This window comes from Streptomyces sp. CA-294286, assembly GCF_050947155.1.
In the GTDB taxonomy this organism is placed as follows: domain Bacteria; phylum Actinomycetota; class Actinomycetes; order Streptomycetales; family Streptomycetaceae; genus Streptomyces.
Window position 1 is genome coordinate 5,816,524 of record NZ_CP192005.1, and the last position, 14,404, is coordinate 5,830,927.

Below are 14,404 nucleotides of genomic sequence, written 5' to 3' on the forward strand. Positions count from 1 at the left end.
TGGCACACCACACGATCGGGCGAACGCGCCCATGCGAAGGCCCCGGCCTCCGCAGCCCTGTCGAGAGGGCTGCGGAGGCCGGGGCCCGGCACTGCGGTCGGTCAGGCCCTGCGGCCCGTGACCAACCGGTAGACGACCAGCACGATGACCGAACCGACGATCGCGGCGATCCACGTGGAGAGCGAGAAGAACCCGTCGATGGACTCGACCCCGAAGATGACCTTGCCCAGCCAGCCGCCCAGCAGGCCGCCGACGATGCCGATCAGCATGGTGATCAGGCAGCCGCCCGGGTCCTTGCCGGGCATCAGGGCCTTGGCGATGGCTCCGGCGAGCAGTCCGATCAGGATCCAAGCGATGATGCCCACTGTGATGCAACCTCCGTAGGAAAAGGAGCCCCGGCGTCGGCCGAGGCTCCTTCCTGCTTTCCCCGCCCCGCTGCAGCAAACACCACAGAGGGCCCGTATGGGTGCACTCGGGACGAAAGAGGGTCCAAGGTCCCGTCGCACGCGGGCCCTAAGTCCCGCCTTACGTGGGGCCGGAGGGTCGGGAGGCGGAGGCGCACCGGGCCGGGAACACGGGGAAGGGCGGAGGGCAGTGCCCGCGCCCAGGCACTGCCCTCCGCCCTTCCCCGCCGCCCGCCGGGACGCCGCCCGCCCTCAGCGGGTGCCCACCGCCGCGCGCACCGCCCGGCGGGCGAGCGCGCAGTCGTCGTGCAGCCGCCGCAGCACCAGCCGCTGCTCCTCACCCGGCGCCAGACCGGTGCCGGACGGCGTCGACGGCGCCTCGCGCATCGTGCGCTGCACCTTCGCCTCGTACGAGCGGACCTCCCGCGTGGTGACGAGCATCAGGTTCACCAGGAAGGCGTCCCGGGCCGCGGTGCCCGCGGCCTGCGCCAGCTGGCTGATCTGGCGACGGGCGACCGGGGAGGCGTCGCCGAGGACCATCCAGAGGGTCGCCAGGTCGTACCCGGGCAGATACCAGCCCGCCTCTTCCCAGTCGACCAGCACTGGACCGGCCGGCGACAGGAGGATGTTGGAGAGCAGCGCGTCACCGTGGCAGAACTGCCAGGGCGTCGAGGACCGGGAGATGCCGTGCAGCAGCTTCTGGAGGTCACCCAGGTCCCGGTCCGTCAGCAGGCCCAGGGCGTGGAAGTCCGTCAGCCGCTTGCCGTAGTTGAGGGGGCGGCCGAACATCTCGCTCGGTGGCCGCCAGTGGTTCAGCCGGTCGATCGCGCCGAGGGCGGCCCGGACGTCGGCACGCGGCGGAGCCTCGGCCGGATGCCGCGTCAGGGCCGCCGCCCGGCCCGGCATCCGCTCGATCACCAGTGTGCAGTTGTCGGGGTCCGCGGCGATGAGCCGGGGAACCCGCACCGGCGGGCGGTGCCGGACGAAGGCGCGGTAGGCGGCTATCTCCTGACGGAAGTGCTCGGTCCACTGGGCGGAGCGGTCGAGCAGGCACTTCGCGACCGCGGTCGTGCGTCCGACCGTACCCACGATCAGTACGGAACGCCCGCTGCGCCGGAGCACCTGCACCGGCTGGAACTCCGGGCAGATCCGGTGCACCGAGGCGAGGGCCGTCCGCAGCTGCGCGCCCTGGGGGCCGGACAAGTCAATTCTCCCGCTGAGGGGTTGGGTTCCGGGGCCCGCCGCCCGCCGCGCCCGCCCGGTGACCGCTGCCGCGGCGTGGTGGGGGTCGAGGTACGGGCCGCTGCCCGCCGTGAGCGGACGGTGCGGCCGGGGCGGGGCGGACACGGAGGACGATGCTGTGTACATGGGCGGTACAGGTCCCTTCGTGCGCCGACGAGTTGCCTTGGCGCTCCCCGTCCCGGCGCCGGTCCGCACCCTGGGGAGTACGAGCCGGCTGCCGGGCCGGGGTGGCGCTTTCCTACCTGACCACCGTTCGCGGGTGGCACACCATCTGGCGCACCCTGGCGAACCCTGGCGAATAGTCGCGACGCATATCGCCGCGGGTTAGTGTCAAGTCAGCCGAGAACCTGGGGGCTTGACGTGACCGGAGAACCCAACACCCGCCTGAACGACCTGTTCGGCCTCACCGGCTGGTCCAAGGGGGAACTCGCGAGAATGGTGAACCGGAAGGCGGCGGCCATGGGCCATCCCCAACTGGCCACCGACACCTCGCGGGTACGACGCTGGATCGACATGGGGGAGTCCCCCCGTGATCCCGTGCCCAGGGTGCTGGAAGCTCTGTTCACCGAGCGGCTCGGCCGTGTCGTGACCATCGAGGACCTCGGGTTCACTCGCACTGGCCGCACGGGACGACGAGGAGCCGCCGCGAAACAGGACGTGCCCCTCGGGAAGCCTCTGACGCCCGAAGAGTTGGCCGAGCTCCTCTCGGAATTTACGGGAATGGACCTCATGCTCAACCGACGCGGCCTGGTGGGCGCGGGCGCCGCGCTCGCCGCCGGCTCCGCCCTCACCAGCGCCATGCAGGACTGGCTCCACACCGAACCGGCCACCGCCGCCACCCCAGTTCACCCCCTGTACGCCGAACCCGCGGGCTTCGACCGCTACGAGTCGGCCCCCATCGGCACCGAAGAGGTCGAGGCCCTGGAAACCTCGGTCGAGGTCTTCCGCAAGTGGGACGCCGCCCGCGGCGGCGGCCTCCAGCGCAAGGCCGTCGTGGGACAGCTCAACGAGGTGGGCGGCATGCTCACCTACCGTCAGCCCGCCGACCTCCAGCGCAGGCTGTGGGGGGTCGCCGCCAACCTCGCCGTGCTGGCGGGCTGGATGTCGCACGACGTGGGCCTGGAACCCACCGCACAGAAGTACTTCCTCATCGCCGCGCACGCCGCCCGGGAGGGTGGAGACCTGCCGCGCGCGGGGGAGGCCATGTCACGGGCCGCCCGGCAGATGGTGCACCTCGGCAGGCCCGACGAGGCGCTGGACCTGATGAAGCTGGCGAGGACGGGCTCCGGTGACCAGACCCTGCCGCGCACCCGGGCCATGCTGCACACCATCGAAGCCTGGGCACAGGCGTCCATGGGGCACGGGCAGGCGATGCGGCGGACCCTCGGCGAGGCCGAGGAACTGTTCGTGTCCGACGACGGGGACGTGCCGGCGCCCAACTGGATGCAGATGTTCGACGAAGCCGACCTGCACGGGATGCAGGCGCTCGCCTACCGCACCCTCGCCGAGCACGACCCGTCGGTCGCCAAGCTCGCCCAGCGCCATGCCAGGCTGGCACTCGAACTGCGCCCCGAGGGGCGCGACCGGTCCAAGCTCTTCGACCACATCTCGATGGCTTCGGCCTGCTTCCTGGGCAACGAACCGGACCGGGCCGACGTGTACGCGCGGCTCGCGCTGCGAACGATGAACGACACGTCCTCGCACCGCACCTGGGACCGGCTGCGCAGCATGTACCGGCTCACCGCGCACTACGCGGACTACCCGGCGATCGGAGAACTGCGGCGCGACCTGGAGCAGGTGATGCCCAAGAAGGAGGGCGGGCGGGCCAAGGGCATCGCCACCGTCTAGTCGCACGAAGACACCCGCGGGACCGTCCTGCGGATCATCCCGGCCCGCGTCGGTCGTCCGTCGTCAGTCGTCGATCCTGACGACCAGTACGCAGGCGTCGTCCTCGCGTTCCGTCTCGCCGAACTCCTCCAGCACCAGCCGTACGCACTCGCGCGCGCTGTGGGCGTCGGCGAAGCGAGGGGCCAGGGACAGCAGCCTGCCCCGGCTCTCGTGGTCCGTGCTGCTGCGCCGGGACAGCCCGTCGGTGTGCAGGACGAGCAGGTCGCCCCTGCGCAGGGACGCTTCGGCCTCCTCGTACACGGCGCCGGGCGTGGCACCCAGCAGTACGCCGCGCGGCGGGTCCAGCGGGCGGCCCCGGCCGTCGCGGAAGAGCAGCGGCGCCGGGTGGCCGGCCTGGGCCCAGGAGAGGAGGCGGGTGCCCGGATCGTACTGGCAGCAGACCGCGCTGCCCAGGGAAGGCTGCGCGGCGGACGTTTCGAGGAGCTGGTTGAGGTGTCCCATCAGAGAACCCGGGCGGACCCCGGCGAGGGCGAGCCCGCGCAGAGCGCCGAGCAGCATCGCCATCGAGGAGGTGGCGGGCACGCCGTGCCCGGTGAGTCCGCCGACGGTCAGCAGTGACCGCCCGCCGGACAGTTCCATCGCGTCGTACCAGTCGCCGCCGACGAGTTCGCCGCTGGCCGAGGGGAGGTAGTAGGCGGCGAGGTCGAGCGCGCCGCCCGCCCGGAGCGGTGCCGCGCCGCGCCACGGCGGCAGGACGGCCTCCTGCAGTTGGACGGCCACCCTGCGTTCGGCCTGGGCGAGCTGGCGTTCGCGCTGGAGCGAGTCCTGGTTCTCCCGTACGGCGCGCTGGGTGCGGCGCAGCGTGCTCACGTCGCGCAGCACGGCCCACATCGAGGCTGTCGAGCCGTCGGCGTCGAGGACCGGTTCGCCCATCAGGTGCAGGGTGCGGACCTGGCCGTCGTCGGCCCGTACGATCCGGAACTCGCCGTCCAGGGGCTTGCCGTCGACCAGGCAGTCCGTGACCATCGCGGTGAGCAGGTGCTGGTCCTCGGCGAGCAGCATGGACGGCAGCTCGTCCAGGGTCAGCGGGCCGCTCTCCGGCGCGCGACCGAAAATCTCGTACAGCTCGTCGGACCAGCTGACCTCGTCGGTGAGCAGGTTCCACTCCGCGCTGCCGACCCGGGTGAGCAGCGAGACCGGCGCCGGACCGGGGAACGAGGCGGCGGACGGCTCCCGTGCCGCCGGTAGGGACGGCAGGCCGTCCTTCAGCTGTCCCAAGTGGGCGCCGAGGTCGTCGAGTTGGTGGACGGCCAGGTCGCACAGGGCGCGCTGCCAGCGCACCTCGGCGTCCTCCTCGTCCACCATGGTGTCCCGGCGGACCGCGTCCACGTCGCCGCGCAGCCGACGGGTCTGCGTGATCAGCGCGTCGACCATGCCCCGCTCGGGAGGCTGCGGCGCGGTGCGATCCGCGAACAGGGACGGCGGCATGGCGTACTCCGATACAGGCGCGGCCGGAAGGGGTCCGTCGGGTCTTCGGGTCGTCGCGTACGTGGGCGTGGGAAGTCGACCGTTAAGACTTTGGCACAGCGGACGGAGGGCCGTAAGGCGTTTGGCAACACTCGATCCGGTGGTGCATCCGGCATATGCCGAAGGCCCCGACGGGTGGCGACTTCTCTCGTCCCGTCCGCCCCACACGCCACAACCGTACGGCGGACACACCGGCTGCGGCGATCAGCAGCAGGTCCCGTACGAAAAGGTTGGTGATGGCCAGCGGATCGGCGTCGTCCCGCAACTCCCGGTACAGCAAAGGGAATCCGAGGGTCGTGAAGACGCAGGCCGCCAGGATCAGCCATGCGACGGGCCGCTGCGAGGTCTCCCGCCACAGCAGGCAGACGGCGGCCAGACCGACCAGCCACACCAGGTACTGCGGGCTGATCACCCGGCTCGTCACCACGAACAGCAGTACGGCGGTCAGGGAGGCGTCCGGGAGGAGCCACGGCGCGCCCTGCGACGGCACAGTGCGACGGGTGCGCCAGTACCACAGCCAGCCCAGCGCCAGCACGGTCAGGCACTGCATCACCAGCGACACCGTCTCCACGTACGGACCGACGAACTCGTGCGACCCGTCCTTCGCCTTCCACGTCCCCGTCCACCCGAAGTGCCGGGCCACGTGGAACGGCAGCGCGCCCACCGACTCGATCTGGATGCCGCGGGACTTCTGGGCGGTGAGGAAGGAGAGGGCGTGCGGCATGGCGAGCGCGAACCCGGCCAGGAGCACGGCCCCGGCGAGCGCGGCCGACAGCCACGAGTGCCGGGTGCGCCGGCCGCGTCCGGTACCCACGAGGAGCAGCGCGGGCCACACCTTGATCAGGGCGCCGAGGGCGACCAGTGCGCCGAACGCCCGGTCGGCCCAGGCGCGTGACGAGGCGGCGACGACGAGCGCCGCCATCGCCACCGCGGTCACCTGGAGGTCGAAGCGGTTCCACGGCATCGTCGACAGCACGGCCAGCGCGACGGTCCACAGCCAGGCCGCCGCCGGCGAACGGCCCTTGCGCACCGCCAGCCACAGCAGCCCCGCCGTCACCAGGGCGTCGGTGAGGGCGGCCGTCAGGACGAACGCGTGGCCGTAGTCGAGGGAGGGCAGCAGCCCCGGCGCGAGGATCGGGAGGGCGGCCCCCGGCGGGTACTGCCAGCTCACGTCGTGGGCGGGGAACGTGCCCGACGCCAGGACGTCGAACCAGCCCCGGTACACCGTGTCGACCGAAGGGTCGAGCGTGCCGTCGCCGTTCAGCGGGGGCACCTTGAGCGCGGCAGACACGAGCCACAGGCGGGTCAGGGCCCAGACGGCGACCAGGGTCCAGGGCGAGGCGGCGAGGCGGGCGAACGGGCCGGTGCGGAGCATCCGTGCACTCTACGAGGGCGAGACGGACCGCAGAACGCCAGGTCATCAGGGGAGGGCATGAGAAGTGGGGGTTCGGGTACGCGCGGCGGACACTGGACATGCACCGCGTCGTCGAGCAGAGGAGCACGCCATGACCGACCGCCGTCAGGACCGTCCGGAGCAAGAGCCCCCCGGGATTCCGCGGGACATGCCGGACCAGCAGGCGCCGTCCACCGGGGACCCGAAGGACTCGGTGGAGGGCAGGGGCCCGGAGGAGCGCAGGGAGGACGGGGCCGCCGAGGAGCCGACGGACTAGGGGCAGCCGTCGGGCCGCCCCCCACCCGGCGACCCGAGCGACGCCCGAGGAGGGGCCGGCGCGGCCGGCCCCTCCGGCGCCGCGTCAGGCGACTGTCCTCCTCGCGCACTCCTCCACCACGGCGCGCAGGTCCCCCGTCCTGCGCAGCAGCTCGCGCTGCACGTGCGCTCCGTTCCCCCTGGCCAGCAGCGCGTCCAGGTGCTCCTTGACCAGGTCCGTGTCCCCGCTGTCGCGCAGCGCCTCCGAGACGTGGTCGAGCAGTGCCCGCACCACCGCCTCCGCCGGGGCGGGAGTCAGCGTCCGCGGGTCGACCAGATCCCCGCACAGGCCCGAGCGCGCGGCCCGCCAGGACGCCAGCCGCAGCAGGCCCACGCCGGTGTCGTCGGGCGGGCCGCCCTCCTTCCAGTCCCGGGCGGCGGTCTCCACCAGGGCCCGGACCAGCGCCGCGATCAGCACCGTGTCGTCCGCCTCCAGGCACACGTCCGGCACCCGGACCTCGACGGTGGGGTAGTGCCGGGACAGCCGGGCGTCGAAGTAGATCATTCCCTCGTCGAGCAGGGTGCCGGTATCGAGCATGCCCTGCACCTGGCGGTGGTAGTTCTCGGCCGTGCCGAACCTCTCGGTCGCGCCGGTGGACGGCCAGCGCCCCCACACCCGGCTCCGGTAGCTGCTGTACCGGGTGTCCTTGCCCTGCCAGAAGGGCGAGTTGGCGCTCAGGGCCAGCAGTGCGGGCAGCCAGGGCTGGATCCGGTCGAGCACCGCGACGCCCTCGTCGTCGGACTCCACGGAGACGTGCACGTGGCAGCCGCAGGTCAGCTGTTCCAGCGCGGTCAGCCCGAACTCCTCCTCCAGCCTGCGGTAGCGGTCACCGGAGTTGATCGAGGGGTCGACCGGCAGGGGGGAGGTGGCCAGTGCGGCGAGTTCGGCGCCCGCCCGGCGGGCGCCGGCCGACGCCTCGCCGCGCCAGCGCCGGAGCTCCTCGGCCAGTCCTTCGATGGTGTGGCGCGGGCGGGTGGCGATCTCCAATTGCTCCCGGTGCAGTTCCTTCTCCAGCGTGGATCCGTCCGGCAACGCGGCCAGGATGACCCCGGACACGGCTCGCGGCGTCCCCTTGCTGTCGACCAACAGGAGTTCCTCTTCCACTCCCACACTTCGCATGCGGTGGCCCTTCTCGGCATTCGGTTCTGGACGGCGGACGACACAGCGATCATGGCGGTGGCGGTACGAGTGCCCTCTTTCTCTACCCACGTGGTCCGGCCGCGCCGCATGTTCACGACTGTGCAAATATCGGTCTCATGTCGGCACTGAGCGATCTCCTTCCGTCGGAAGCGGTACGGCTGGACGTCCATGTGGCGGACTGGAGGGAGGCGGTCCGGGAAGCGGGCGCACTCCTCGTCGCCACCGGGGTCACCGCCGCGGAGTACACCGCGGAAATGATCCGGAACGTGGAGGAGAACGGTCCGTACCTCGTCGTCGCGCCAGGTTTCGCCCTTGCGCATGCCCGCCCATCGCCCGCCGTACGCACCACCGGAATGTCCTGGCTGCGGCTCGCCGAGCCGGTCGAGTTCGGGCACGAGACCAACGACCCGGTGTCTCTGGTGGTGGCCCTCGCGGCGGAGGACTCCGCGGCGCACACCACCGCGATGGGCGCCCTGGCCCGGTTGCTCGCCGACCCCGCGAGCGCGCGCGCCCTGCACGAAGCGGCTACGCCAGAGGCACTGCACGCCGTACTCGCGGGGCCGCAGGACGGACGTACGACCACCGCGGCGAAGCCCGCGCCTTCCGACGGCCCGCCTCCCGCCGACGCGCCGGCCACGGCATCGACGTCCGCCGGATCCGCGCCCGCCGACCCCGTCGCGTCCGCCGGTCCCGCCGTGCACAAGATCCTCACCGTCTGCGGCAACGGCGTCGGCACCAGCCTGTTCCTCAAGAACACCCTGGAGCAGGTCCTCGACCGCTGGAAGTGGTCGACGCACGTGACGGTCGAGGCCACCGACACCATCTCCGCCAAGGGAAAGGCGTCCGAGGCGGTCGCCATCCTCACTTCCCGCGAGATCGCCAGGACACTCGGCGACGTGGGGGTGCCGGTGAAGGTGGTCGAGGACTTCACCAGTACGGCGGAGGTCGACGGAGTGCTGCGGGACACCTACGACGTCTGATCACGGATCCACCGCTCCCGGAGGCCGCACATGGAATGGCTCGTTTCCTTCGCCGAGTTCCTCGTCAACGAGGTCCTCAGCCAACCCGCCTACCTCATCGGCATCATCACCGCCGTCGGGCTGATCGCCCTGCGCAAGTCCGCGGGCCAGATCTTGGGCGGAGCCATCAAGGCGACGCTGGGATTCCTGCTGATCGGCGCGGGGGCCGGGCTCGTGGTCGGCTCGCTCGCCCCGCTCGGAGAGATGATCCAGGGCTCGACCGGAGCGCACGGCGTCATTCCCACCAACGAGGCCATCGTCGGCATCGCACAGGCCGAGTTCGGGGCGCGGGTGGCCTGGCTGATGATCGTGGGGTTCGCGGTCAGCCTGCTGCTCGCACGCTTCACACCCCTGCGGTACGTGTTCCTGACGGGACATCACATGCTGTTCATGGCGACCCTGCTGACCATGGTGCTGGCCACGGCCGGGCAGGGGTCGGTGGCGGTGGTGATCGTCGGAGGCGTTCTCCTGGGCATCCTGCTCGTCGCGATGCCCGCCTTCGCGCACCCGTGGACCAAGCGCATCACCGGCAACAACAGCGTCGCCATCGGACACTTCGGCACCGCCGGCTACATCACGGCCGGTGCGGCGGGACAGCTCGTCGGCAAACGGAGCCGCAGCACCGAGGAGATGAACCTTCCCGAAGGGCTGCGCTTCCTGCGCGACTCGATGGTCGCCACCGCGCTGTCGATGGTCCTCATCTACGTCATCATGTCCGTCGTCCTCCTCGCCAAGGCAGGCCAAACCGTCGCCTTCACGGCTTTCGGGACCGACGGCGCGGCCGCCACCGACATCGGCAACTACCTGATGAAGTCCGTGATGCAGGGCCTCCAGTTCGGCATCGCCGTCGCCGTGATCCTCTTCGGCGTCCGCACCATCCTGGCCGAGCTGGTCCCCGCCTTCCAGGGCATCGCGAACAGGCTCGTCCCCGGGGCGGTGCCCTCGCTGGACGCGCCCATCGTCTTCCCGTACGCCCAGAACGCCGTGCTCATCGGCTTCCTCTCCAGCTTCGCCGGCGGCCTCGTCAGCCTCGGCCTGCTCACCTGGATCCTCCACCCCGCCTTCGGACTGGCCCTCGTCCTGCCGGGGCTGGTCCCGCACTTCTTCACCGGGGGCGCGGCCGGGGTCTACGGCAACGCGACCGGCGGGCGGCGGGGAGCGGTCGTCGGAGCCTTCCTCAACGGTGTGCTGATCACCTTCCTGCCGGCCCTGCTGCTCAAGGTGCTGGGCGCCTTCGGCGAGGAGAACACGACCTTCGGGGACGCGGACTTCGGCTGGTTCGGGGCGATCGTCGGAAACGTGGCGAAGGTCGGCGGCGGGGCAGCGGTCGTGCTGATGCTCGCGGTCGGAGCGGTGCTGCTGGCCGGGGCGATCGTGATGCAGAAGCGGGTGGTGGAGACCGGGTGGGACCCCGGGGCGCGACGGGACGCGGCACTGGGGGTGCCCGTCGCCGCCGCGCCCGTTCCCGCGGACACCGCCGTGCCCGCGGAAGACCGGGTCCGTATCGCCCCGCCGGCGGGGGCTCCGGCGCCGCCCCCGCCCCCGGACGCCGGCTGACGCGGCGGCTACACCGCGCGCCAGAGCGCCGGAACGTTCGGCGGCTCCCACCCCGGGCCGGAGGTGTGCGCCTGGAGGCAGGCGTAGGCGCGGCCGCCGTACGTCACCCGGTCGCCCGCACGGTACGTGGTGCCGGACTTCCAGTCCGTGCCGGACGGCGGCGGAGTGGTCGGCGGATCGGTGGGTCCCGGCTGCTGCGGAACGTTCAGAACGAAGTCGTAACTTCCCTCCCTGGCAGGTCCGTTGGTGCGCATCGTCATCAGCAGACGCGCGTCGAAGATGCTGTCGGTGTTGTTGCGCGGCTCGCCGGGGAAGTACAACTGGGTCGTCAATACGGGTCGGTTGGGCGCCTGCACCTTCACGTGGAGGTGACGGGTGCGGCCCGGGTAGAGGCCCGGCACGATCGTCGTGAGCGTGAACGCCCCCTGCGCGTTTGTGAACTGGTGCCCGCGGAAGCGGTAGCCCCTGTTGTCGTACGCGCCGTTCACGTCCGCCTGCCAGAAGTCCAGCAGCGCGTTGGCGATCGGGCGGCACGCCAGCCCGAACACGTACCCGGTGACGGTCAGCCGGGTGCCCGGCGGGTTCCCGTCGAGGAGCGAGGTGCGCCGGGGCGAGTTCGGCCTGAAGTACGGGCCCTCGGTCTGCGGCGGGGTCGGATCGTCCCCGTCGTCGCACTCCGGCGTCAGTTCCGGCGCGCCGCCCTGCCCGCGGACGGTCCTGGCGAGGGCGGGGACTCCGGCGAACGCGACCGGCAGCGACGCACCGACCGCGAGCGCCGCCCTCAGCACCGTCTTGCGGGACGGCCGCGACGGTCGGGCGACGGCGGGGACGGACTCCGTGGGATCCACGGGCTGGGTGGGGTCGGGCTGATCCATGGGGGGACGCCTCCAGGCGGGGGTGGGCGGAAGGAGGAGCGGGGCCGGGCGCGCTCCGGTCTCCCGCTCCCTTGCGAACCTAGGCCGACGGTTCTCCGTGGGCGAGGGACGGGACGCGGTAGTCGTGGTGCATTGCACCGCTGCCGCGCCGGAACGCGCCCGGACTGATCCCCGTCTCCCGCCGGAAGAAGCGGCAGAAGTACGCCGGGTCGGCGAACCCCACCCCGGCCGCCACCTGACGCACCGTCAAGTCGGTGCGGGCCAGCAGGCGTTTGGCCTCGTGGGTACGGGTCTGGCGCAGCCACTGGCCCGGCGTACGGCCGGTGGTCCGCTTCACCGTCTCGTTGAGGTAACCGACGCTCACCCCGACCCGCGCCGCGCAGGCGCCCACCGACCACGCCTCGGGGCCCGGCTGCGCCAGCAGACGTACGAAATCCCGCGTCACCTGCGCGGGACGCCCCGCCGGGTCGCGACGTTCCGGCGTCGGCCCGGCGAGCCGGAACGCCCGTACCACCAGGACGTGCAGATACGCACGCAGCACCGAGGCGAACCCCTCCTGCCCGGTGCGGTGCTCGTGCTCCATGTCGGCGATCAGCCGCGCGAACGCGGACGCGTCGGCGCCGGCCGGGCTGAACCAGGGCCGCTCGCCCAGGACCCGCAACAGTTCGCGGTCGCCGGGGTGATCGAGCAGGAAGTCCTCGGTGAAGAGGATGACCTGCCCGTGCAGACCGGTGGCGTTCTCCCAGTGGTGCACCTGCCCCGGGTTCACGAAGCACAGGTGCGGCGGACGCAGTTCCCAGCGGGAGAGGTCGATGACGTGCGCACCCCGGCCGCCGGTCACGAAGACGATCTCGTAGAAGGTGTGGCGGTGCGGGAAGGCGGCCCGGGACAGCGGGCCCACGGCGTCGAACGAGCCGATGGCGAAGGGGAGCTTCTGGGGTGCGGGCACCTGGAGCCGGTGCACGGGCACGGCACCCTCGACCGTTTCCAAGCCGTCGCCCCTTCCTCCCCGGCCGCCCGCCCCGGGGTCACGCGAAAAATGGTCCGGACCAATGCACGATGCCATGCCGCGACGCCCCGCGGAACGGGGCCGCAGGAGCGGGCCGCGGACGTTTCCGACATGCCGTAATGAATGTCCTGGCCCAGCCTGGATACGCGAGAGCCGTACCCACCCTCCGGACGAAGGGCGCACCTCAGCCATGGGCACCGATGACCGAGCCACCGGCACCGCCGACCGCCGCACCCCGGCGGGCGGCGGCAGGCCCCCCGAGGCCGACGACGAGGCCGCGGAAGACCGGGACGATGCCGTCGCCATCCGCTCCCGCGTCACCCTGCGCGTCAACGGCACCGCACACTCGCTCACCGTCGACCACCGCGCCACCCTCCTGGACGTCCTGCGCGAGGACCTCGACCTGACCGGCGCGAAGAAGGGCTGCGACCACGGGCAGTGCGGCGCCTGCACCGTCCTCGTCGACGGCCGGCGGGCCAACAGCTGCCTGCTGCCCGCCGTCGCCCAGGACGACCGGGAACTCGTCACCGTCGAGGGACTCGCGGCCAGTGAGGGCGACCCCGACGCGCTGCACCCGCTCCAGCAGGCGTTCCTGGACCGCGACGCCTTCCAGTGCGGCTACTGCACCCCCGGCCAGCTCTGCTCGGCGATCGGCATGCTCGCCGAGGCCGAAGCGGGCCACCCCTCCGCCGCCACCCCGCCCCAGGACCTGTGCGCCCACCCGAACGGCCCCGCCGCCCTCGGCAGGGAGGAGATCCGGGAGCGGCTGAGCGGCAACCTCTGCCGCTGCGGCGCCTACCCCCACATCGTCTCCGCCGTCGAGGACGTGATCGCGTGAAGCCCGTCGGATACGTACGCCCGCACAGCGTGGACGAAGCGGCACGCGCCCACGCCGGGCGGCCAGGAGCCCGCTACCTCGGCGGCGGCACCAACCTGGTCGACCTGATGAAACTCGGCGTCGAAGCACCCGAATTCCTCATCGACGTCAGCCGGCTGCCGCTGGACACCGTCGAGGAACGCCCCGACGGATCCCTGCGCCTCGGGGCGACCGTCCGCAACAGCGACCTCGCCGCCCACCCGCTCGTCCGCACGCGCTACCCGGTGCTCTCCCAGGCCCTGCTCGCCGGCGCCTCGGGACAGCTCCGCAACATGGCCACCACCGGCGGCAACCTGCTCCAGCGCACCCGCTGCCCGTACTTCCAGGACACTTCCAAGCCCTGCAACAAGCGCGAACCCGGCACCGGCTGCGCCGCCCGCGAGGGGGTGCACCGCGACCACGCCGTGCTCGGCCACTCCGCGCAGTGCATCGCCACCCACCCCTCCGACCTGGCGGTCGCCCTCGCCGCCCTGGACGGCCAGGTCGAGCTGCGCGGCCCGGACGGCGAACGGAGCGTGCCGCTCACCGAGTTCCACCGGCTGCCGGGGGAGCGGCCGGACCGGGACACCGTCCTGCGGCACGGCGAACTCATCACCGCCGTCACCCTCCCGGCCGAGCACGCCGGCCTGCCTTCCGCGTACCGCAAGGCCCGCGACCGGGCGTCGTACGCCTTCGCGCTCGCTTCGGTGGCTGCCGTACTGGAGGTGCGCGACGGGGTCGTACGGCAGGTGGCGCTGGCCTTCGGCGGCCTCGCGCACCGGCCCTGGCGTGCCCGCCTGGCCGAGGCCGAGCTGCTCGGTGCCGCACCCACACCGGACCGCCTCACCCACGCGCTGGACACCGAACTCGCCGCCGCCGAGCCCCTGCGCGACAACGCGTACAAGATCCCCCTCGCCCACCGCCTCGCCCACGAAACCCTCACCCGCCTCACCCCGACCTGACCCGCACCGCCAGCCCGTGGGCACCGCACCCGCACGCCGTAGCCCCCGTGGCGGAGGCTGCCACGCCCGCGTCACCCCCTTGGACGCCGGGCCCCCTACGTCAGCCTCTCGGGCGGCAGCGCCCGCCCGACATCAGCGTCCTCGGACGGCGGGGCCCCGTCACCCCGCCTGGGCGACGCGCCCGCCCTGCCTCAGCGTCCTTGGGCGGCGGGGCCGCCCCCAGGGGCGGAACGGGCGGGCAAGGGGGCGACCCCCA

13 protein-coding genes are annotated in these 14,404 nt (G+C 72.4%); 6 read left to right on the forward strand and 7 right to left on the reverse strand.

The annotated features are described in order from the left end of the window. Window positions 1-101: 101 nt before the first annotated feature. Both ACQPZG_RS30415 and ACQPZG_RS30420 read right to left on the reverse strand, forming a co-directional pair. Window positions 102-365: a GlsB/YeaQ/YmgE family stress response membrane protein gene (locus ACQPZG_RS30415; RefSeq protein ID WP_433548893.1), complete on the reverse strand. Its 264-nt coding sequence runs from the start codon at window positions 363-365 to the stop codon at window positions 102-104. Between the two features lie 291 nt (window positions 366-656). Further along, window positions 657-1,772, reverse strand: a complete 1,116-nt coding sequence (locus ACQPZG_RS30420) for an aminoglycoside phosphotransferase family protein (protein ID WP_433548894.1) — start codon at window positions 1,770-1,772, stop codon at window positions 657-659. 234 nt (window positions 1,773-2,006) lie between these two features. Here ACQPZG_RS30420 and ACQPZG_RS30425 point away from each other — a divergent pair, with 234 nt between their 5' ends. Then, on the forward strand, window positions 2,007-3,494 hold the full coding sequence (locus ACQPZG_RS30425) for a DNA-binding protein NsdB (RefSeq protein WP_433548895.1): 1,488 nt from the start codon (window positions 2,007-2,009) through the stop codon (window positions 3,492-3,494). Between the two features lie 63 nt (window positions 3,495-3,557). Here ACQPZG_RS30425 and ACQPZG_RS30430 read toward each other — a convergent pair whose 3' ends face one another. Both ACQPZG_RS30430 and ACQPZG_RS30435 read right to left on the reverse strand, forming a co-directional pair. Further along, a complete protein-coding gene (locus tag ACQPZG_RS30430; protein ID WP_433548896.1) occupies window positions 3,558-4,982 on the reverse strand; it encodes a PP2C family protein-serine/threonine phosphatase in 1,425 nt (474 codons plus the stop codon). 82 nt (window positions 4,983-5,064) lie between these two features. Next, window positions 5,065-6,396 carry a glycosyltransferase 87 family protein gene (locus ACQPZG_RS30435; protein ID WP_433548897.1) on the reverse strand — a complete coding sequence of 444 codons (1,332 nt, stop codon included), beginning with the start codon at window positions 6,394-6,396 and terminating at the stop codon, window positions 5,065-5,067. Window positions 6,397-6,526: 130 nt separating this feature from the next. Between ACQPZG_RS30435 and ACQPZG_RS30440 the strand changes: the two genes are divergently transcribed. After that, window positions 6,527-6,691 carry a hypothetical protein gene (locus ACQPZG_RS30440; RefSeq protein WP_433548898.1) on the forward strand — a complete coding sequence of 55 codons (165 nt, stop codon included), beginning with the start codon at window positions 6,527-6,529 and terminating at the stop codon, window positions 6,689-6,691. Window positions 6,692-6,775: 84 nt separating this feature from the next. Here ACQPZG_RS30440 and ACQPZG_RS30445 read toward each other — a convergent pair whose 3' ends face one another. Next, the gene (locus tag ACQPZG_RS30445) at window positions 6,776-7,849 is read right to left on the reverse strand and encodes a glutamate--cysteine ligase (RefSeq protein ID WP_433548899.1); all 1,074 of its coding nucleotides are present in this window, start codon (window positions 7,847-7,849) and stop codon (window positions 6,776-6,778) included. Window positions 7,850-7,986: 137 nt separating this feature from the next. Here ACQPZG_RS30445 and ACQPZG_RS30450 point away from each other — a divergent pair, with 137 nt between their 5' ends. Both ACQPZG_RS30450 and ACQPZG_RS30455 read left to right on the forward strand, forming a co-directional pair. Continuing rightward, window positions 7,987-8,850, forward strand: coding sequence for a PTS sugar transporter subunit IIA (locus ACQPZG_RS30450; protein WP_433548900.1), 864 nt, complete (start codon window positions 7,987-7,989; stop codon window positions 8,848-8,850). A gap of 30 nt (window positions 8,851-8,880) precedes the next feature. Next, on the forward strand, window positions 8,881-10,446 hold the full coding sequence (locus tag ACQPZG_RS30455) for a PTS ascorbate transporter subunit IIC (protein WP_433548901.1): 1,566 nt from the start codon (window positions 8,881-8,883) through the stop codon (window positions 10,444-10,446). Between the two features lie 8 nt (window positions 10,447-10,454). On the opposite strand, the gene ACQPZG_RS30460 is transcribed toward ACQPZG_RS30455, so the two are convergent. Further along, window positions 10,455-11,321, reverse strand: a complete 867-nt coding sequence (locus tag ACQPZG_RS30460) for a carbohydrate-binding protein (RefSeq protein ID WP_433548902.1) — start codon at window positions 11,319-11,321, stop codon at window positions 10,455-10,457. 79 nt (window positions 11,322-11,400) lie between these two features. Then, window positions 11,401-12,285, reverse strand: coding sequence for an AraC family transcriptional regulator (locus ACQPZG_RS30465; RefSeq protein ID WP_433549608.1), 885 nt, complete (start codon window positions 12,283-12,285; stop codon window positions 11,401-11,403). A 235-nt stretch (window positions 12,286-12,520) separates the two neighbouring features. Here ACQPZG_RS30465 and ACQPZG_RS30470 point away from each other — a divergent pair, with 235 nt between their 5' ends. Together ACQPZG_RS30470 and ACQPZG_RS30475 are read left to right on the forward strand one after the other, a co-directional pair. Further along, window positions 12,521-13,168: a (2Fe-2S)-binding protein gene (locus ACQPZG_RS30470; protein ID WP_433548903.1), complete on the forward strand. Its 648-nt coding sequence runs from the start codon at window positions 12,521-12,523 to the stop codon at window positions 13,166-13,168. Further along, entirely contained in the window at window positions 13,165-14,148 is a 984-nt protein-coding gene (locus ACQPZG_RS30475) for an FAD binding domain-containing protein (RefSeq protein WP_433548904.1), read from the forward strand. The genes ACQPZG_RS30470 and ACQPZG_RS30475 overlap by 4 nt, the downstream gene beginning before the upstream one ends. The last annotated feature ends 256 nt before the right edge of the window (window positions 14,149-14,404 follow it).